General features: G+C 37.5%; 18 protein-coding genes, 1 tRNA gene and 1 pseudogene. 5 read left to right on the top strand and 15 right to left on the bottom strand.

From position 1 onward, the window contains the following. Positions 1 to 51: 51 nt before the first annotated feature. Positions 52 to 1284: a multidrug effflux MFS transporter gene (locus tag ACQKMR_RS02840; protein WP_427695929.1), complete on the bottom strand. Its 1233-nt coding sequence runs from the start codon at positions 1282 to 1284 to the stop codon at positions 52 to 54. A gap of 512 nt (positions 1285 to 1796) precedes the next feature. Here ACQKMR_RS02840 and ACQKMR_RS02835 point away from each other — a divergent pair. Next, positions 1797 to 2213: a hypothetical protein gene (locus tag ACQKMR_RS02835; RefSeq protein ID WP_427695928.1), complete on the top strand. Its 417-nt coding sequence runs from the start codon at positions 1797 to 1799 to the stop codon at positions 2211 to 2213. 78 nt (positions 2214 to 2291) lie between these two features. Here the strand turns inward: ACQKMR_RS02835 and ACQKMR_RS02830 are convergent, their stop codons facing one another. Next, positions 2292 to 3257 (bottom strand): 2-hydroxyacid dehydrogenase, encoded by a 966-nt coding sequence (locus ACQKMR_RS02830; protein ID WP_427695927.1) that lies wholly within the window; start codon positions 3255 to 3257, stop codon positions 2292 to 2294. A gap of 325 nt (positions 3258 to 3582) precedes the next feature. On the opposite strand from ACQKMR_RS02830, the gene ACQKMR_RS02825 reads away from it, so the two are divergent. After that, a complete protein-coding gene (locus tag ACQKMR_RS02825; RefSeq protein ID WP_427695926.1) occupies positions 3583 to 4548 on the top strand; it encodes an MBL fold metallo-hydrolase in 966 nt (321 codons plus the stop codon). Positions 4549 to 4604: 56 nt separating this feature from the next. On the opposite strand, the gene ACQKMR_RS02820 is transcribed toward ACQKMR_RS02825, so the two are convergent. Together ACQKMR_RS02820 and ACQKMR_RS02815 are read right to left on the bottom strand one after the other, a co-directional pair. Next, positions 4605 to 5558: a TRM11 family SAM-dependent methyltransferase gene (locus tag ACQKMR_RS02820; RefSeq protein ID WP_427695925.1), complete on the bottom strand. Its 954-nt coding sequence runs from the start codon at positions 5556 to 5558 to the stop codon at positions 4605 to 4607. Between the two features lie 232 nt (positions 5559 to 5790). Next, positions 5791 to 6882, bottom strand: a complete 1092-nt coding sequence (locus ACQKMR_RS02815) for a CotH kinase family protein (RefSeq protein ID WP_427695924.1) — start codon at positions 6880 to 6882, stop codon at positions 5791 to 5793. 129 nt (positions 6883 to 7011) lie between these two features. On the opposite strand from ACQKMR_RS02815, the pseudogene ACQKMR_RS02810 reads away from it, so the two are divergent. Continuing rightward, positions 7012 to 7110: pseudogene (locus tag ACQKMR_RS02810) on the top strand (CotG/ExsB N-terminal domain-containing protein); the annotation flags it as partial. A 63-nt stretch (positions 7111 to 7173) separates the two neighbouring features. Here ACQKMR_RS02810 and ACQKMR_RS02805 read toward each other — a convergent pair. The 5 genes from ACQKMR_RS02805 to ACQKMR_RS02785 all read right to left on the bottom strand — a co-directional run bounded on the left by ACQKMR_RS02805 (position 7174) and on the right by ACQKMR_RS02785 (position 10622). Next, positions 7174 to 7335: a hypothetical protein gene (locus ACQKMR_RS02805; RefSeq protein ID WP_427696094.1), complete on the bottom strand. Its 162-nt coding sequence runs from the start codon at positions 7333 to 7335 to the stop codon at positions 7174 to 7176. A gap of 42 nt (positions 7336 to 7377) precedes the next feature. Continuing rightward, entirely contained in the window at positions 7378 to 7539 is a 162-nt protein-coding gene (locus tag ACQKMR_RS02800; RefSeq protein WP_427696093.1) for a hypothetical protein, read from the bottom strand. Between the two features lie 340 nt (positions 7540 to 7879). Continuing rightward, complete coding sequence (locus ACQKMR_RS02795; protein ID WP_053345038.1) at positions 7880 to 8191, bottom strand: DUF3870 domain-containing protein; 312 nt, start codon at positions 8189 to 8191, stop codon at positions 7880 to 7882. 23 nt (positions 8192 to 8214) lie between these two features. Further along, complete coding sequence (locus ACQKMR_RS02790) at positions 8215 to 9420, bottom strand: acyl-CoA dehydrogenase family protein (RefSeq protein ID WP_427696084.1); 1206 nt, start codon at positions 9418 to 9420, stop codon at positions 8215 to 8217. Between the two features lie 14 nt (positions 9421 to 9434). Continuing rightward, the gene (locus ACQKMR_RS02785; protein ID WP_427695923.1) at positions 9435 to 10622 is read right to left on the bottom strand and encodes a CaiB/BaiF CoA transferase family protein; all 1188 of its coding nucleotides are present in this window, start codon (positions 10620 to 10622) and stop codon (positions 9435 to 9437) included. Positions 10623 to 11140: 518 nt separating this feature from the next. Between ACQKMR_RS02785 and ACQKMR_RS02780 the strand changes: the two genes are divergently transcribed. Then, positions 11141 to 12079, top strand: coding sequence for a DHH family phosphoesterase (locus tag ACQKMR_RS02780; RefSeq protein ID WP_427695922.1), 939 nt, complete (start codon positions 11141 to 11143; stop codon positions 12077 to 12079). 217 nt (positions 12080 to 12296) lie between these two features. On the opposite strand, the gene ACQKMR_RS02775 is transcribed toward ACQKMR_RS02780, so the two are convergent. From ACQKMR_RS02775 to ACQKMR_RS02750, 6 genes are all read right to left on the bottom strand, one after another. Beyond that, entirely contained in the window at positions 12297 to 13310 is a 1014-nt protein-coding gene (locus ACQKMR_RS02775; RefSeq protein WP_427695921.1) for an aliphatic sulfonate ABC transporter substrate-binding protein, read from the bottom strand. 35 nt (positions 13311 to 13345) lie between these two features. Next, the gene (locus ACQKMR_RS02770; RefSeq protein ID WP_427695920.1) at positions 13346 to 14104 is read right to left on the bottom strand and encodes an ABC transporter permease; all 759 of its coding nucleotides are present in this window, start codon (positions 14102 to 14104) and stop codon (positions 13346 to 13348) included. Beyond that, positions 14037 to 14879 carry an ABC transporter ATP-binding protein gene (locus ACQKMR_RS02765; RefSeq protein WP_427695919.1) on the bottom strand — a complete coding sequence of 281 codons (843 nt, stop codon included), beginning with the start codon at positions 14877 to 14879 and terminating at the stop codon, positions 14037 to 14039. Before ACQKMR_RS02765 ends, ACQKMR_RS02770 begins: the two co-directional genes overlap by 68 nt. A gap of 636 nt (positions 14880 to 15515) precedes the next feature. Beyond that, positions 15516 to 17618, bottom strand: a complete 2103-nt coding sequence (locus ACQKMR_RS02760) for a YhgE/Pip family protein (protein ID WP_427695918.1) — start codon at positions 17616 to 17618, stop codon at positions 15516 to 15518. 421 nt (positions 17619 to 18039) lie between these two features. Then, positions 18040 to 18564: a type 1 glutamine amidotransferase domain-containing protein gene (locus ACQKMR_RS02755; RefSeq protein WP_427695917.1), complete on the bottom strand. Its 525-nt coding sequence runs from the start codon at positions 18562 to 18564 to the stop codon at positions 18040 to 18042. A 430-nt stretch (positions 18565 to 18994) separates the two neighbouring features. Then, a tRNA-Val gene (locus tag ACQKMR_RS02750) sits at positions 18995 to 19066 on the bottom strand. Positions 19067 to 19272: 206 nt separating this feature from the next. Between ACQKMR_RS02750 and ACQKMR_RS02745 the strand changes: the two genes are divergently transcribed. Next, entirely contained in the window at positions 19273 to 19494 is a 222-nt protein-coding gene (locus ACQKMR_RS02745; protein ID WP_427695916.1) for a hypothetical protein, read from the top strand. The last annotated feature ends 11 nt before the right edge of the window (positions 19495 to 19505 follow it).

The following is a 19505-nucleotide window of genomic DNA, read 5'->3' as shown; positions in this document are numbered from 1 at the left end:
TCAACAAGGTAAAAAGCTGAAACCCTATAAAAGGGCTTCAGCTTTTTACTTTTATGCTAATCGCTTTAACCCACGGCGGGCAAGAACTTGATAAGCCAACATGGCGATGACATGACAACTTACCATCACAATACCCATCGGAAGGGGTGAATCACCTGAACCCAGACCCACTAGGGGAGCCATTAGTGACCCTAATATAAAAGGAAGCAGTCCAATTAAGGCCGAGGCACTGCCTGCTGTTTTTTTCTGATTCTGCATCGATAAAGAAAAACTAGTAGTACCGACAATTCCAACGCTAGAAACGGAGAAGAATAAAGCTATCAAGATTCCTGCTAACCCAATCTCGAGAAGGATAGATGAAAGAAGAAGGGCTCCTCCCAACAATGCAAGACATAATCCTAATTGAAGGAGTTTTTCCTCTTTTACCTTACCTGCCAGCCTTCCAGTCACTTGAGAAGCAATAATGATCCCAATTCCGTTTGTTGCAAAAATCAGACTGAATGTTTGGGGGGAGACCCCGAAGATATTTTGGAGAACAAAGGGCGAACCGGAAATGTAAGCAAACATTGCGGCACTTACGAATCCTTGTGAAAGAGCATAACCCATAAACACACGGTCTTTCAATAAATTCCCAAAAGTTCGGAGTGTATTGGTTACCCCTCCCGCACTTCTATGATTAGGTGATAACGTTTCCTTTACACCGAAAAATGCGGCCGCAACCATAAGCACACTTAATACACAAATGACTATGAAAACTCCCCGCCAAGATGTGAACTGTAACAGCTGACCTCCAAAAACTGGAGCCAAAATCGGCGCAGCTCCATTTACCAGCATTAGCATGGAGAAGAATTTGGTCAAATCCGTTCCTGAAAAAAGGTCACGAACAATGGCCCTGGAAATGACAATTCCTCCAGCTCCTGCGATACCTTGGATAAAACGTAATAATAAAAGCAATTCAATGGATGGAGCAAACGCACATAACAGAGATGAAACGCAATAAATGGATAATGAAATGATTAACGGTACCCGTCTTCCTTTTGCATCACTTAGTGGTCCTAGATAAATCTGCCCTAACGCCAATCCTAATAAACAAGCAGTTAAACTAAGCTGGGCTAAAGACGTACTGCTTTTTAAATCTTCAGCAAGCGTAGGCAGACCTGGTAAATACATATCAAGTGACAATGGTCCAATCGCTGCAAAGGAGCCCAGCATAAGAGCCATCAACAGCCTTTTGGATTTAGTCATTTCGTTGCCTGATGAAATTGTTTCTTTCAATTCAATCATTACTACCCCTATCCCTTTTTAACAAGTTGTTTTTTCTAAAAAATACGTGATCTTCTTTATTTTACAAAAAATCCAGCCAATTTACGATAAGTATGCTTTCCTTAAGTTAAAGATTATTTCATGCTGCACACTTTAATGAATGACAAAAGAGGTGGTTCAAATGGCTTTGCACCATTCTTGTAAACAGCAGTCAAAAAAGAATAATCAAGAAAGGCAACTATCATCTTACTATCTTCACTTAATACGATTATATAGTCTTCATTAATCCTTAATGATTGAAAATCAAGAGTTAATGCTGCAAGAAAATCTTGCTGTCTATTTTAGCTAGTGTAGAACGTGGTAAACCGCATATGCTTATTGACTTTTGCCTTTCGTCATAAAGAATAAACCATATTTCAGGAAATATACATAAAGGCAATGAGGTGATTATAATTACTAAATTTCTTAGTATACTATTTTTATTTGTGACCTTTATAAATGTAGTTGCTTGTAATAGCGAGGATGTGGTCAAAGTGGATGATGCAGAATTTTTTTTAAAAGGTTACTATACAGAACGATATACCATTAAAGACCCCTCCAATCCTCCAACTTCAGATGAAATTGCAAAAAACATTAAAAAATATCTATCAGAAGATGAATATAATGCTCAAATCGCTAACCGTTACTATTCATTACCATCACTAATAGCCATGGAACTTAATAAAAGTATTGAAATACAAGATGTGAGACTTGAAGAGCAAAGTAAAAATGAGGATGGAACAATAGATTACATATACACAATCAAAATTAAGGTGTATGACGAGAAGTCATCTAAAGTTTATGAGAAAGAAGGAGAACTAACATTATCCACCACAAATAATGAATTAAAAATCACACGTGATTTTAGTAGAGGGATAGAAATTGAAGGTTTAGAAACGGGAGGACTTTAATAAAAAAGGCATTATGGTTGATAATCACTCTCAAAAAAGGACCCCATTTTTTTGGAGTCCTTTTTTCACATGTCATTTTCATAATAGTACTAAATTACGAGGAGTATCACCTGCTAAGCCATCCATCAAGTTTTGTGCAGCAAGGCTTGCCATTTTCAATCTTGTCGCGATGCTGGCACTCCCGATATGCGGTAACCTAACTACATTTGGCAATGTTAGCAGCGGATGATCCAATGAAACTGGTTCTTCTTCAAATACATCTAATCCTGCCGCCCAAATTACTCGGTTTTTCAACGCCTGATATAACGCCTTTTCATCAACAATCCCGCCTCTTGCCGTATTAATGAGCACAGCCGTCTCTTTCATTAAATCCAGCTGATCTGCGCCAATCATATAAGTGGTTTCCGGAGTAAGCGGCAACATGACGCAGACAAAGTCCGAAATTTGAAGTAGGGTTTCAAGGGGTTTATATTCAATTCCTAATTCTTTTTCCTGTTCATATTTACGGCTTCGATTAAAATAAACTAGATTCATATCAAAGCCCTTTGCTCTTCTAGCCAGGGCCTCACCAATCCTCCCTAACCCGATGATTCCCATCGTTGCACCGTGTACATCCTGCCCGGTCAACTGCATAGGTGACCACGTTGCCCATTGTCCACTTTTTAAATAATCTTCTGCTTCTATCAGCCTTCTTGCCGTTGCAAGCAGCAAGCCAAAGGTTAAATCTGCTGTCGTTTCCGTTAAAACCCCCGGCGTGTTCGTTACCATGATGCCTCTTTTTATAGCACAATGTATATCAATATTGTTATAACCAACCGCCATATTGGCAATGATTTTTAGATTAACCGCCTTTTCAATCAGCTCCTCATCTATTTGTTCCGTCAGCAAACAAAGCAGCCCATCGACTTCTTTTATTTCTTTTTCTAGGACTTCTCTAGGGACCGCTATATCCTCTTGATCCCACATAGTGACATGATAATTCTTTTCTAGCCTATTAACTATTTGTTCCGGCAATTTCCTTGTAATATAGATCTTAGGTTTCAAACTAGGCCCTCCTATACACTCTCAATTTTCTATAGAACGCTTTCTCTCATCATACATTACACCTACAGTTTCATTAAAAAATCCTTACATATGAAACCCTCAAATGTAAAATCAATTACAAGAATATTGGCTCAATTATTAGTATGCTTATTCAATTTTAAAATAAACAAGATAAACAATCCATCCATTACCAGTTATTTTCACTATTAAAATCTTTTTCATTTGGAAGTTTCTGCTTGACAGTTTCATTTCATTCATCTCATCATAGATTAATAACTTATATCACTATTTAGTTAATCTCATTTTGGGAGGATAGGGGACGTTCATGAAAACCAATACATTACTTGAAATTTATCCAATTATAGCTCCAAGTGCTTTATCATTGAAAAGCATAAACTTTTACTTAGTAAAACAGGATAATTCTTTAACATTAATAGATGCTGGTATGAATGACGATGTTTGCTGGAATGCATTACAGAACACATTAAAGGAAAATGGTTTTACCATTAAGGATATTACAGAAATTTTGTTAACCCATCACCATGGAGACCATGTAGGTTTGGTCAACCGGATTACTGCACTCCACCCGATTCCTGTTTATGCCCATTCTAAATCCGTTCCTCGTTTAAAACGGGATCCAGACTTCTTAAGTATGAGAATTGAATTTTATAGTCAGCTTTACCTTCAAATGGGCTGTGGTGAACTAGGTGATAAACAAGTCGCCTATTTATTCAACGCGGTTGATAATAATAAAGATCAAAGACTGAATTGTGACATCATTGAGATCACGGAAAAACAATGGCTGAATTTTGAAGTGATCGAATTTCCCGGGCATGCCCCGGATCAAATTGCCTTCCTTGACCAAAAAGAGCAACGGCTGTTTGCTGGTGATTTATTGATTGAACATATCTCAAGTAACGCCTTGATTGAACCTGATGAAAACGGCAATAGAATGCTGACGCTTGTGGATCATGTCGATTCATTAAATCGGTGTTTATCGTTACAGGTTAATCTCATTTTACCTGGACATGGCAATATCATAGAACACCCCGTTTCTTTAATTGAAAAAAGACTCAACAGTATTGAGTCAAAATCACAAAAAACCTTGGCCTTAATAGAATCAGGGGTTTCAACAGGTAATGAACTGGCAAAAACCTTTTACAAAGAAAAATATGTAAAAGAGTTCCCACTTGTCATGTCAGAAATTATTGGCCATTTAGATTACTTAGAATATCAGGGAAAAATCAAGAAGCAAATTATCAAAAATGTGGTTCATTATAACGTTAAGTAAAATCAAAAAGGCTGAAATCCACAAAGATTTCAGCCTTGTTATCTTCCAAATTAAGCTTATACACACAAAACAATCTGTCTGGAAAAAATGCCTTTCCTGGCCACACATCGATCCGCAATTCTAAATCCGGCTTCTTCAATCATGTGATCCATCGTATCAATGGTTACGACAACCACCCTGTCAGCAAAGCGTCTGGCATGTTTAAGGATTGAGAGTTGATCTTCCGGAGTCGCATGTGTATATAGATTGTAAGGCATATCAATAATTGCTACATCATAGTTTTTCGTAACATCTGAGATTGGCCCGGTTGTTACATCACCTTCGAGTCCGAAATAAGCAATATTCTCTCTCGATCCATCAGTTACAAGAGGATTGATATCACGACCATCAATATCTATACCCATTGATAGGGCTTCCACTAGCACTGTCCCAATTCCACAGCATGGATCTATGGCTCTCACTCCATCTGGATGTGGAACCGCAATGTTAGCAATGGCTCTGGCGACTCTTGTGCTAAGTGCTGTTGAATACTCACGAGGCTTTTTCATATGATGTAACCAAACAGCTTCCGGTTTAACATATTTCCCGAAATACCAACGGCCACCAAGTGGTACAATACCAAAGACCTGATCAGGATTACGTACATCGGCATTTCCCTGAATGTGCCAGCCAATTTCCCGTTCAATTTCACGTTGTCCATCATAATTTATTTTTGCTTCTTTATCCAAATCATTAATTTTAACAAATAACACTTTAAATGTTGAATGTGGTAAGTGAATATTTTTTACCTGCTCAGCAATTTCGGATATACTTTTCCCTTCGTACATTATCTCGACCCGCCCTTTTATAAACGGACTCCTGCTCGGTTCAATTTCAATATTACTTTTCAAAATATTAACTGATGTTTCTAAACCGAAGAACGAGCGCATCTCCATATTACATAAAGAGCGTTCATCCGGGCTGCAAGTAAAGGTATATATATATGCCGGCAAACGGCTATGATTATTCAATGTATTCCCATCCTTCATAATACTTTAGATTATATCTTTCTATCAAACATAGCTTTAAAAGATTAGAAATGCAAATAGAATCATGACGAAAAACAGCAGGAACGCTGTTCTTTCAGCGTACCTGCCGTTTTTAATAAAATTTAACCATTTACCTTCCTCCATCTAAAGCTAGAAAATATACGCAATATCTTACAACTTTGATTGGAAAAACAAGTGAATGTTAAACAAGTAATTAATCTAATGTATGCAATTGACTATTTATATAATTTGCCCGTGACTCTATGAAATTGAGGATGAAATCAGGTTCTTTATCAAAAATTTCAATATTATCCCTAATATATGGATCTTTCGGAACATACGGTCTGATTTGGTTATACATTTCTTGAATGATAGGATCCATATATCTGACGTTAAACTGATTGTTCATAATCTCTTTTAAAAGATGTTGATAGCGTCGACGAAATGTATCTATATCCAGAATTCTTGCAGTCAATGTATTAAAGCCTTTAATACCAACATAGTCCTCTTCCATCATCTTTCCATTTACATCTCTGCCCCATGTCGCATCATAATCCCACGGGATGATTTCAAATAGTCCAGTGTCTCCATTTCGGTACAAAGCATAATTATGAACAAATCCATCAAAGTTTTGTGTAAAAATGACACCAGCCAGCCAGCGCAGATACTTTTCTACATCTACATATTTTACAATTTCCTTTTCAAAATCCACTCTTGGAATTGTATTAATATTGATGATTAATTCTTGTAAATATAATTCATCCTGAGCTGTCCCACATTTTTTTTGATAGCCCAATTCTAAGGATTGTTTAATTCCTTTATCTAAATCACTCATTAACGAGAAATTAGCATCTCCATCAACTGCATAAAAAATAGATCCTTTAGGCAAGTTTCTATTCTTCAAATAATGTTCATCTACTGATTCTAATTCTAGGTATATCCCCTCGTCCTTCCCATTCAAATTCAGGAAAACAAATTGGGATCTTGGTGATAAAGTTCCTATATCTGCAAAAAAATCTAATGATAATTTATTTCTTAGTAAAGATTTATCCTTATATTCAGCGTTTAAATGCACTTCTTTGGCATTTCGATAAGTATTTGGCATGTAAAAGATTACATTATAGGACTTCTTCCGAAAACCTCGGATATGGGAGCCACGGTAAACGATATCAATATCGAGTTTTTTTCTGTTTATTGTTAACTTTGCACATACCGGATCATTGCACCAAATGTCTCTACGAAGTTCCATTAAATTTACAGGTGGAATAAAAAGCTGATATATAGGTATTTCCTTGTCAGCATTCATATAACCCTTCCCTTTCATTTTCATTTTAATTTATGAAAAAAAGCGAAGGATGCCACAAAAATAACTAATTTTTTTTAAAAGGTTTTGTGATAATCAATAGCACATTACGTACAAGCAACATAGTTTATTATGGAAAAGGAGGATAAATATATGTCAAATATTTCTCGTGATATACAAAATGCGGTGGATAGGGCTAATTCTTTTGGGTTAAGCGACTTCATGTATCAGGACCCTCGTTCAAGAGCCCGTTCTACGAGGAAAAAGAATAGAAAAAGGCGGAGTACTCGTCGTTCACCACGGCGCACCAGCAGAAATCGGGCCACATGTAGCATTCAACGGCGAACTAGCAGAAATCGGGCCACGTGTAGCATTCAACGACGTACCAGCAGGAACCGTTCTACTTGTAGCACTCAACGAAGCACCAGCAGGAACCGTTCTACTTGCAGGTCTCATCGTCGCTCATGCTGGAGAAGGAGATGTACTTGCAATACTCAACTACGCTCTTGCTGGAGAAGGAGATCTACCTGCAGGACTGAACGACGTACTAGCAGAAATCGGTGCACCAGCAGAAATCGGCGTACCAGCAGAAATCGGTGTACCAGCAGAAATCGGTGTACCAGCAGAAATCGGCGGTCTTCCAACAATCGGCGATGCCATAGAAGGCCCTCCATTTGCTTCCGAAATAATTGTAGATGGAACTTTTAATTGTATGAATGTTTTGAGGAGAAATCTTTAGAAGAGGCAACTTTAGAACGTTGAAAATATTTTTAAAGAGGTGAAATTTTTTTATCACCTCTATTGTTCTTTTATGTATCGATTAATGGATTAAGAAAAAATATAACTAGCTTTTTTTACTACTAAAGAATCTTTCTGATTTAATGAGCTATCACCCAATGAAGATCAGAATTACTACGCACGATGAAAGTACATACCTTACAATGTTGTCAAAAAAAAAGGATCCTACCGACTTTAAGACCGGCACGATCCATTTTAATTCTTATTTAACGGAGACCAATTCGAACTGTGCATATACATCCTTCAGCCCTGCTTGAATCGCTTGACCTGCCTTACCACGATAATACATTTGCACACGATCAATCAATTCTTCGATACCATCTTTAAGACAATAACCGCGAAGAAGTTGACGAATGTATTCCCTGCCATGTTCTGTAGCAAGGGTACAGGATGCATCAACAATAACACCATATTTAAAGTCCAATTCTACAGTGATTGTGATAGAATCATATACATTCCTCGCTGCCATACCTTGTGGAAGTTTTGCATGTCCTGCAATAAAATATGTGTTCATCATCTGATCTCCTCTGTCTGTAATTAATGTACGGAAACTTGCTCGAAGGGCCATGCAGGCAATTGCTTACGTAGTTCTTTATCTTGTCTGTAGCCTAGAGCGTATTCACCCTGCATTACAGTATGAATTTCACGCGTTCCTTCGTAAATGACCGGAGCTTTTGAATTCCGTAGGAAACGTTCCACTGGATATTCATCCGAGTAGCCATACGCACCATGGATTTGAACCGCATCATTCGCTGCTTCGTTCGCTGCATTACATGAAACCCACTTAGCAAGTGATGTTTCCTTGGTATTACGTTTGCCTTGGTTTTTTAATGTTCCAGCTTTAAAGACCAGCAATCTGGAAATCTCTAGATTCGCACTCATCTTAGCAATCATCTGTTGAACAAGCTGATGCCTACCAATCTCTTTTCCAAATGTACTGCGCTCATGGCAATACTTTAAGCTTGCTTCTAGACTTGCTTCGATTAACCCTACAGCACCTGCAGCTACTGTAAAACGACCGCTGTCCAATGCTGACATGGAAATTTTGAAGCCCTCTCCCTCTTCACCAAGTCTATTCGCAACTGGAACCTTTACATCCGTTAAAAAGACTTCGCCTGTATTTCCTGCACGGATGCCTAATTTTCCTTTAATGGCTTTGGATTCCACTCCCTCAAAAGTACGTTCTACTATAAAAGCAGTAATCCCTTTGGAGCCGAGATCATGATCCGTCTTAGCAAAAATGAGGAAATGATCCGCAAAATCGCAGAGAGAAATCCAAGTTTTTGATCCATTCAAAATGTAATAATCCCCATCACGTTTAGCCGTTGATTTCATTGCTGCTACGTCAGATCCTGCATTCGGTTCAGTCAGTCCAAAAGCGCCAATCTTAGTTCCTTTTGCTTGCGGTACTAAATATTTTTGTTTTTGTTCTTCAGTTCCCCATTGCAATAAAGTCATGCTATTCAACCCTGTATGTACAGAAACTGCAGTGCGGTAAGCCGTATCACCACGCTCTAACTCTTCACAAACGATCGCGAGGGTATTATAATCCATTCCGACTCCACCATACTCTTCAGGGATACAAACACCCATTAACTGCAATTCTGCCAACCTCTTTAGAATATGAGGTTGAAACTGTCCTTGTCGATCCCACTCTTGAACGTATGGGATAATTTCCTTATCCACAAATTTTCTTACCACTTTTTTCACACTTTGCTGCTCTTCTGTTAATTCGAAATTCATCATCTAAATTCCTCCTAAATAATTTTATTTTGTTTAAATTTGATTATTTCGTCTGGCTTATATCCAATTCCAGCCAAAATCGAATCGGTATGCTCTCCATACATCGGTGGATGCTTTCTCATCGTGACAGGTGTTTTCGAAAGTTTTAAGGGAGACCCTGTTACTCTGAGATTTTCAACAGTAGGGTGCTCCATATTCACCAACATGTCTCTCGCTTTTATTTGGGGATCTTCGAACATCTCTGCGATTGTATTAATTGGGCCATTTGGAATCCCCGCATCATCAAGCAGAATTTTCCACTCTTTTTTGGTCTTTCTTTTTAACAAATCTTCAACTATCGGTATTAATTCTTCCTTGTTAAGCAAACGATTTTCGTTACGCTTAAACTTTTCCTGCTCCGCTAAATCCGGTCTTTCTAAAACATATGTGAATCGCCTGAACTGCTCATCATTTCCTACAGCCACGACTAACTCTCCATCGCTTGCATGAAAAGTTTGATAAGGCACAATATTAGGATGTTGATTTCCCATTCGCTCAGGAGTTATTCCATTGAATAGATAATTGCTGGCAACATTAACTAACGAAGAAACCTGACAATCCATTAACGAAATATCAATTTCCTGTCCTTCCCCCGTTTTTTCCCTATGATGTAAAGCTGATAAAATGCCTATGCATGTATATAAGCCAGTCAATATGTCAGCAATGGCAACGCCAACTTTCATGGGTCTCCCATCCGTTTCTCCGGTGATGCTCATCAAACCACTCATCGCTTGAATGATATAATCATAGCCAGGTAAATCTTTATAAGGACCTGTTAATCCAAATCCTGTAATCGAGGCCATAATCAATTGGGGGTTGAATTCCTTTAATTCCTCATAACCTATCCCCATTTTTTCCAAGGTACCTGTCTTAAAGTTTTGAACCACTATATCCCCCGAAGACACCAACTTACGGAAAATTTCTCTCCCTTTTTCAGACTTTAAATTCAAAGTCATGCTTTGCTTATTTCGATTTGCGCATAAATAGTAAGCGCTTTCTCCTTGGGCAAACGGTGGACCCCATCCTCTCGTTTCGTCACCTGATTCATGATGCTCAATTTTAATTACATCCGCTCCCAAATCACCGAGAATCATTGAACAAAACGGTCCCGCCAAAACACGGGATACATCGATAATCAGGACTCCATCCAAAGCTCCATTCATTTTATCACCCCTTTCTAATTGTCGGGATACACGAAAAGAGCCAGCAAAACCAACAATGTTATTACATTGAACGTTTCACTGACTCTTATCCACGGCTTGTCTTCCGGCAAAGGAAGTTCAAGTGAATAAAGTCAATTTTATTAATTCTAAGTTTAAAACAAGCCGGCCTTGCAGCAAGGTAACTTGCCGTCATCGGTTTGGTAAATTAAGTATAAATCTATTAACTGAATTTTGCAATAATTTTGTTTGTTAATTAGTACTAGCTAACTTAATTGTACCTACCCCTCGGTAAACAATGAATTTGAAAGATTGATATTCATAACACACTCTGTAATCTCTCAAAGCTCATATTTATGTTGCTTGGAATTGCCTTTACACTTGTGACATGGGATGATTAGAGTACCTATTTCTATATGTAAGTATGATTCAAGAGTACGTGCTTTCTTTTCTTATATTAAATTTTTTAAAATTTAATATTGATCGGCGAGGTAATTAAAGATTCAAAGGGGGATGGCAAAATGGAAAATATAAAAATCAAAATAGTCGAAGCCATCAAGAAATATTCCACTATTATCATCCACCGTCATATTAATCCGGACCCGGATGCATTAGGATCACAAGTAGGGCTACAACAACTAATTAAACATTCCTACCCTTCCAAGGAAGTTTATGTGGTAGGAGAAGAAGTGGATAGCCTGTTGTTTATTAGTAAAATGGAAGTTATTTCTGATAAAACTTATAAGGGTGCATTGGTGATCGTCTGTGATACTTCTAACACTTCACGCATTAGTGATTCCCGATATCTGCATGGGGGCATGTTGATTAAGATTGACCACCATCCTGAATATGAACAATTCGGTGACCTTTCTTGGGTTGACCCTTCTTATAGCTCTGCAAGTGAAATGCTTGTTGATTTATTTTTGAATTTCCCAGAGGATTTTATTATGAACAAAGAAGCAGCTAAAGCATTTTATGCAGGAATAATTAGTGATACAGGGCGTTACTTGAATGGAAATACTTCTCCAAGGACCTTAAAAACTGTTTCATTCTTACGAACTTATGATTTTCAGCCAGAAAGAATCCATAACCTCCTTAATAAAAAGACTAAAAATTCTTCAAGGCTTCAAAAAGATATTCTTATGAGCTTCAAAGTAACCGATAATGGGGTAGCTTACTTTATTATAACCAAGGAACTGTTAAATAGGTATGGTGTAGATCGAATTGAAGCTTCAAACTTAATTAACACCCTTTCTTCAATTAAAGGAAATAAAATCTGGGCGTTCTTTATCGAATATCCTGCGGAAATCCGTGTCAGAATTCGTTCAAGAAACATTCCAATTTCTTCAATTGCCCGGCAATTCAATGGAGGAGGACATTCATTAGCTGCCGGTGCAACAATCCATTCGTGGGAAGAAGTTGATCAAGTTATTAAGGCCTTAAACCAAGTTTGTCCATAGTCAGCTAGATGAAAATAGGGTTCAAAGTAAAACCTATAATAAAGCCTCAAACCCTCTTAAGGTTAAATAAGGAACACACATACTACACCTATTTTCATATTACATATAAATCAATATTAAAATTCTTTTTTCTCAAGTGGCTTATTCCCCCATTCATTTAAAAAGGTCCACAAAAAAACGCCCACGCCAAAATGGCTGAGGCGCTTTTTTATTTACTTTACTTGGATACTTCTTTAAGAATAGATAAATCAACCATACCCTTAATATCACTGCTAGGAACATAACCCGCTTCTTTGCTTATATCAGCCATTTCCTGAATAACTTGTTCATTAACTTCCGTTGTTACTTCTAAGCGTGAAAACGCAGAGGTAACTTCTTCTTTGCTTAATTCTTTTCCAGTCAGTTCTTTCAAATGCTTAATAACTAGTTCTTGGCTTTCTTCAGGATTGTTTTGGATAAAATCCACTGCTTTTTTGTGAGCTCTCAAATAAGAAGCGGAGAGACCTTTTTTATCCAAAAATTTCTGGCTCGCAGCCACTACGGTGTTTGGTGAATCTTTTCCCCATGCAAACTGATCCCAGTCAAGCACTAACTTTCCCTTTGCTTGGTTTTCCAATACGTATCCCCATGGTTCCTGAGTAGCTGCTGCATCGACTGATTTTTGGACAAAAAGAGCAGTTGTGTCAGCAGGTGCTGACGCATATAATTCAACTGTGCCACCGTTTGTAGTAGGTTTTAAGTCAACATCTTGAAGCGCTTTTCTAAGCATGACATCCTGTGTACTTCCAATAACAGGAATCGCTACTTTTTTACCGTCTAAATCTTTTAAATCCTTAACCTTGCTGCCCTCACTGGCCACAAGAACGGCCCCTCCATTAACAGCTCCAGAGATCAGGTGGTATTCCGGGTTTTTAACGTAAAAGTTAAGTAATGGACCAGGCCCAACTGTTCCGACGTCAATAGCGTTTGTAGCCATTGCTTCCATAAATAGCCCACCATTAGCCACTGTTTTGGTTTCAATCTTAACATCTTCACCAAACTCTTCTTCAAAAAAGCCTTTTTCAAGTGCAATGATCGTTGCACTGTGAGTTAAGTTGGGAAAATATCCAATTTTCACAGTTTGTTTACCAGAGCCTTTTCCCTCTTCTTTACTTGTGGATTGTGTGCATCCGCTTACTATTCCGATTAACAATACAGACATAATAAGGGCAAAAAATGATTTTTTCAGCATATTTCCCTCTCCTTTTAAACTATAATCTTATTAATCTATCGTTGATTTACTCCCCATTTCAGTTGAACACTACGTTCTAGGCGTGAGAAGACAACATTATCCACGATTGTTCCAATGATTGCGATAATGATCATTACGGAGATGACCAAATCCATTTGTCCAAGTGATCTGCCCATTTCCAGTAATTGTCCAAGACCGCCGCCTCCCCCAAGTAATTCACCTGCCATCAATGCACGCCAAGAAAATGCCCATGCTATTCGCAGCCCGGATATTATTTGTGGAACAGATGCTGGTAAAATCACGGTACGTAGAAAATGAAACCCGGTCGATCCATATGTTTTGGCAACCCGTTGATACAGCTGGGGCACATTCCGGAATCCACTGGTTGCATTAACTGTCATCGTCCAAGTTGCGCCAATAGTGACGATAAAGAGAATTGAAAAATCATTCAATCCAAACCAAATTATTGCCAAAGGGAACCAAACGATACTCGGTATAGACTGTAAAGCCGTCACTACGAATCCAAGCGTATCCTCAACCAGTTTAAACCGCCAAATGAAATATCCTAATATTAGACCTATTATAATGGCAATCGTGAAGCCGATCAGGATACGTCCAAGGCTTTTTCCGATAGCTTCGGTTATTTGTCCGCTTACTAGTCCATTAAACAGAGTTTCCAACACTTGAGTCAGGCTGGGAAACATGAAATCTGGAAGACTGGAAAGCCTAGATGTGACTTCCCATATCCCCGCTATCATCGCGATGAATATGATTCGTCTTAAAGCTGTAATCATTCCCCATTTCCTCCTTCAACACTTTTTCAATTTCCTCCTGCAAGATCGATAGAACCCTTTGTTCAGTGTTCAAAGTTACACTATCTGGCATAACTCCATCTTTCATGGATGGGACGGAAATTGTCTCTTTAATTTTCCCGGGACGGGTTGCAAAGACGATAATTTTTTCAGAAAGCTGAACAGCCTCACGAATATTATGGGTAACAAAAAAGATTGTCACTTTTGTTTTTCTCCAGATTTCGAGCAGCTCTTTATGCAAGACCATTCTCGTTTGCTCATCAAGCGCAGAAAATGGCTCATCCATCAACAGAATATCCGGTTCCATAACCAGCGCTCTTGCAATGGCTACCCTCTGTTTCATGCCCCCTGAGAGTTGATGTGGATAGGAATCCACATAGCGGCTCAGGTGAACCATTTTTAAAATGTCTAATGCCTTCGATTTCGCCTCTTCTTTGGGCATTTTCTTTAACTTCAATCCGTATGTAACATTTTCAAGTACCGTTAACCAAGGAAATAACCCTGCCTCTTGAAACACTACGACTCGTTCCGGTCCTGGCTTCATCACCTTTTTTCCAGCTACACGGATTTGGCCTTTATCAGCCTTATCCAGACCAGCAATTAGATAAAGGAGTGTCGATTTACCGCAGCCTGAAGGCCCAACAATCGAAACGAAGCTTCCTTTCTCGACTTCTATGTTAATCTCATCGAGCACCTTTATGCTTTCTTTCTTTTCATTCATAAAACTTTTTTCAATTCCATCTATTGCTAAATACATAAAGTCACCCCACTTTTAAATCACATTGATTTACTATACATTATTTCTTAATAATGATTAATCCAATGGTTTTTGTCAACTATAAAAATGCAAAAATTCTAATTTATCGGTATCTTTCTATCACCTCTTATTTATTGGGTAAATAAAACAACTCTACATAATTTCGTAAAGATCATTATACTAGTTCAAACCCATAAAAAGAAAAATAGCCTGAAACCCTAATTAAAATAAGGATTCCGACTATTATGTAATGAATATTTTTATAATCGCGCAAACCTTTCACATTTAAGAAAAGTAATTGGACCAATAGCTAGAGCAAACATACTTGAAGACTCCAAAGACAAAGTGAAAAAGCTTAATTATCTTTCAGAATAACCTGATAACTGATAGTCATCGTAAAGGGTATTATCATACAACTAAAAATTCTTCCCATTTCCATACGTTTCACATTAATAACTAAGAAAGGTCCCTAAGTTAAAAAATGTACATCATAACAAAAGTGGAGATCAAAAGAGTTCTATTGTGGAACAATTTCTTCCACTTTTAGTTTCTCTACCTCACCTTTTAATAAAAAACTCACTCAGGGACACCTGATTCAGTTGAGTGACGGCAAATCAGAGGATCTCGTTTCTACTTTTAAAAAATTCTGCTTCCATATAGTTTATCCTTCATTTTTTGCGTTCTGGCATGCAATGGTTTCTTCAGAACGATACCTAAGATGAGAGTGATTATTAAAAAAAGAAATAAGACAAAAATATCCTTGCCAGCAACACTCCAGGTTATTCCCCCAACCGATTCACGAAGTAAACCAACGGCATAGGTGAATGGCAAGAAGGGATTGATATGTTGAAAAAATGGTGGTGTCACTTGAATAGGGAAGGTCCCGCCTGAACTTGATATTTGGAGGACCATTAAGACAACACTTATTCCCTTTCCAACATTTCCAAGAACTGAAACAAAGGTGTAGACAATGAGTGTAAATACTGTACTAATCAAGACAGAAAACGCGATGTACTCAAATTTATCCGCTACATAAACATTAATTAAGATAATATTTCCTATAGAAACACTGAGTGCCTGCATTAACCCAATGATGAAAAATATTAGGTACCGCCCAATATATATTTGATACGGGCTGTAAACTTTATGTGAAACATCCATGCTTAGCATGGAAATTAATATTGTTCCACCAACCCAAAGGGAAAGTGCGGTGAAGAATGGGGACATGGCTGATCCATAGTTTGGAATCGGAAATAAACTGTGTTTATTGAGTAGTACCGGCTCTGAAAAAAAGTCACTTTCTTGTTCAATGTCATTTTTTAAGAAAGCTATCACTTCTTCCATGTTATAAGACTTATCGATTTCTCTCATTTTAGCAGCTAGAGCCTTTATTTTCGTTTCGATTTCTGGAAACTTAGTCTGTAACTTAGCGATTTCTCCTGTGCGGGTTTCCAACGTTCGATTGGTCTCATTTAAAAGTGTCCCTACTTCGGGAAGAACCTGGCTGCCCTCTTCCATTGTGAGCTGAACTTTCTTCAATATTGAATCCGTTTCATTCCAAATTTCATTGAACTTTGGTCCTGTTTCCTTTGAATAGTTATCCTGAAAGCTTGCCAAGATTTTATCATTATTCTCACCAAGTTCTATAAGTGAGCCAAAGGAACGGTTATTCAGCGCTTGAAGTTGATTAGAAGCATTATCACGCATATCATCCATTAGCGTTATTTCTGATTGAAGCAAGTTTCTTTCACTAAATTGATTGACCCTCACCAATAAATTATACATACTGTCCAACAGGTACAGCTCTTTTTTCATCCTCGTTATCCCTTGTCCAACTAGCTGATCCATCTCATTGCTCTGCAATTCCTGATTAGTTAACCGGTTCGCCAGCACTAAGATAGATTCATTATCGCTTCTTACAAATGCAAGATCATTTTCTAATAGTGGATTGATTCCTTCGAATGCCTGCCTTGTTGAATCTACATAACTTGAAACGTCTGACACTAATTTGTCTTTTTGTGACGTTATTCCTTCTATTGAATCAAGACCATCATTAACCATCTTAATGATGTCTTCAGCCCTTTTCACATGTGTTTGGACCGTTTTGATATTTTGCTCAAGCTCAGGTAGTTTCTCCTCTAAAAAAAACACCATATTCTTCATTTTTTGAATGGTCGGTAGCTCATTTTGCAACGTGATTCCCAGTTCATTAAAGATTGAAAGGATACTTCCGCTAGCTGTTTTAACAAAGCTTTTGCTCACATTTTCCACAATACTATTAGCCCCTGCTGCAGTCATTTTAGGAGCAATGGAATTGATTTTTTCATTAACATAGTAATCAATCTCTGCTTTTATAGGGTCATCTGTCATGATGGTCGCAATATGCTCTGAAAAATTCGTTGGAATGATGATAGATGCATAATAATCTCCCTTTTCCACCTTTGCAATGGCATCTTTTTCTGTTGTGAATCTCCAGCCTAAATCTGAATTCCCCTTTAGCCCATCTATAACTTCATTGCCAATATTCACGGCTTCACCATTTAACTCTGTACCTTTATCATTATTGGAAACACCAACAAGGATTCCTTCCGTATTCGCATAAGGATCCCAAGAAGCAACAATGTTAAACCAAGCATAAATTGACGGGATAAACATTAGAAAAATAATAACAATACAAACAAAAACATTCTTATATATACTTTTTATATCATCAATGAAAATTTCTCGAATATTTTTCAAACCTTATCCCCGCCCAAAAAGTATTTTGTTACTATTATTCGAAAAATAGCCTCGATCAATACAAGTAAACATATCCATACTCTTTCCCCATATTGAAAAAAAGCAGGTGTCGATAACGACACCCGCTTCTTGGAGTTTTGGCTTATTTCTTCTAAAGAATACTTTTTACCCTCCTCTAATTTTCACCTTACCTTCAAACATCTCGATAGCCCTTCCAAACCAAACCAATGCCCGAGGCCCTTGTTTACTGTATCCTGAATTTTTCTGTATGAGGGATTACGCCTTCGAAATCCTATTTACCAACATTCCGGGTTCGTTCGTTCATTATCATCATTTTCCGAAAATATTTTTTATCACAAATTCATTGATAAAAAAGTGATTTTCCCGGGAGGAAAAACCACTTTTTTTGTCATATTATGTTTTAACGTTTTTCAATTACTTTAATCAATTCTCTTAAATAATCTGGAAGATCCGGAGGACGCCTGCTGGATACAAGATGTCCGTCTACTACAACAGCCTTATCTATCCATGTTGCCCCAGCATTCTCCATATCATCTTTAATTCCAGGTGTACTCGTTACATTCTTCCCCTGCAAAATTTTAGCAGAGATTAAGACCCATCCTGCATGACAGATTTGTCCGATAGGCTTTTTACTTTCTTCCATACTCTGGATAAGTGTAATCACTTCAGGAAAACGGCGAATTTTATCAGGGGCCCAACCTCCGGGAACAAGGATGGCATCATATTCTTCCGCTTTAATACTACCATATGCAAAATCTGATACTGCAGGCACACCATATTTTCCAATATATGTTTCATTTGCCTTTTCTCCAGCGAGGTGAACAATCGCTCCCTCTTCTTTTAAACGTAAGATTGGATACCAGAGCTCTAAATCTTCAAAATCATGGTGCACAAGACTGATTATTTTCTTTCCTACTAATCGCATGTAAATCTCTCCTTCTTTATTAAAATACATGGTTCTCCTTCACTTTACTATTCTTCCATATATATTGCCCTTTCCTGCTGCCAGCTAATCTTTTAATATAACAGTGTATGAATCCATTTTTGCTACTCTGTTCCCACAGGTATTTAACCATTTAGCTACCTTTTTTAATATCATGTAATTGAATTTTTAGTTTCTCATGATTTTTTCCGCGAAACTAGCATTTTCTACTTACAAAAATTTACATTTCCATCTATGTAATATCTATTATCGAAACAACGAGGATACTGCTTCATTCTATTCTATGGACATAGAAAACCCCCGAACAAGATATTCGAGGGCAAGGTATCTACGTTACTATCTACTTTGAATAGTAAAATGATAAAATAAAAAACGGCAAAAACATTGTTTAACAATGCTTCCGCCGTTCGGATGACCTGTGAGGGATTCGAACCCACGACCCCTTCCCTGTCAAGGAAGTGCTCTCCCACTGAGCTAACAAGTCATATGTATTAATTAGCTTGTTCTATTACTTAAGTACATAATTTATTATAAGTTTTTTTAATAAAAAGTCAACGAATTATTTCAAAAAAATTTTATGTTTATCTTGTAAGAACTTTCTCTGCTAAGAAATACGAACTAGTGTTCTTTTTTATTTGCATAAAAAACATACGTTCGTATATAATAAAATAAGCTAAGGAGTGATAAAAAATGAAATATATTCTTCGTAAACATATGGAGGGAAATATTCCCTTAGAGATTATTTATCTCTCCGAACAAGGGAAGATTACCCAGCGGAAAATTCAGGTGCTTGAAATAAATCCAGGACATATTCGTGCCTATTGTTTTCTAAGGCAGACAAAACGAACATTTAAAATGAACAATATTCTTTCTGCCCGCCTTATTAAACCTAGGTATGATAGATCAGGATGAAAAATATGGTA

The organism is Peribacillus sp. NPDC096540 (assembly GCF_050278525.1).
Classification (GTDB): Bacteria; Bacillota; Bacilli; order Bacillales; family DSM-1321; genus Peribacillus.
Note: the sequence above shows the minus strand (reverse complement) of the source record. Positions and strands in the feature narration are given on the sequence as shown.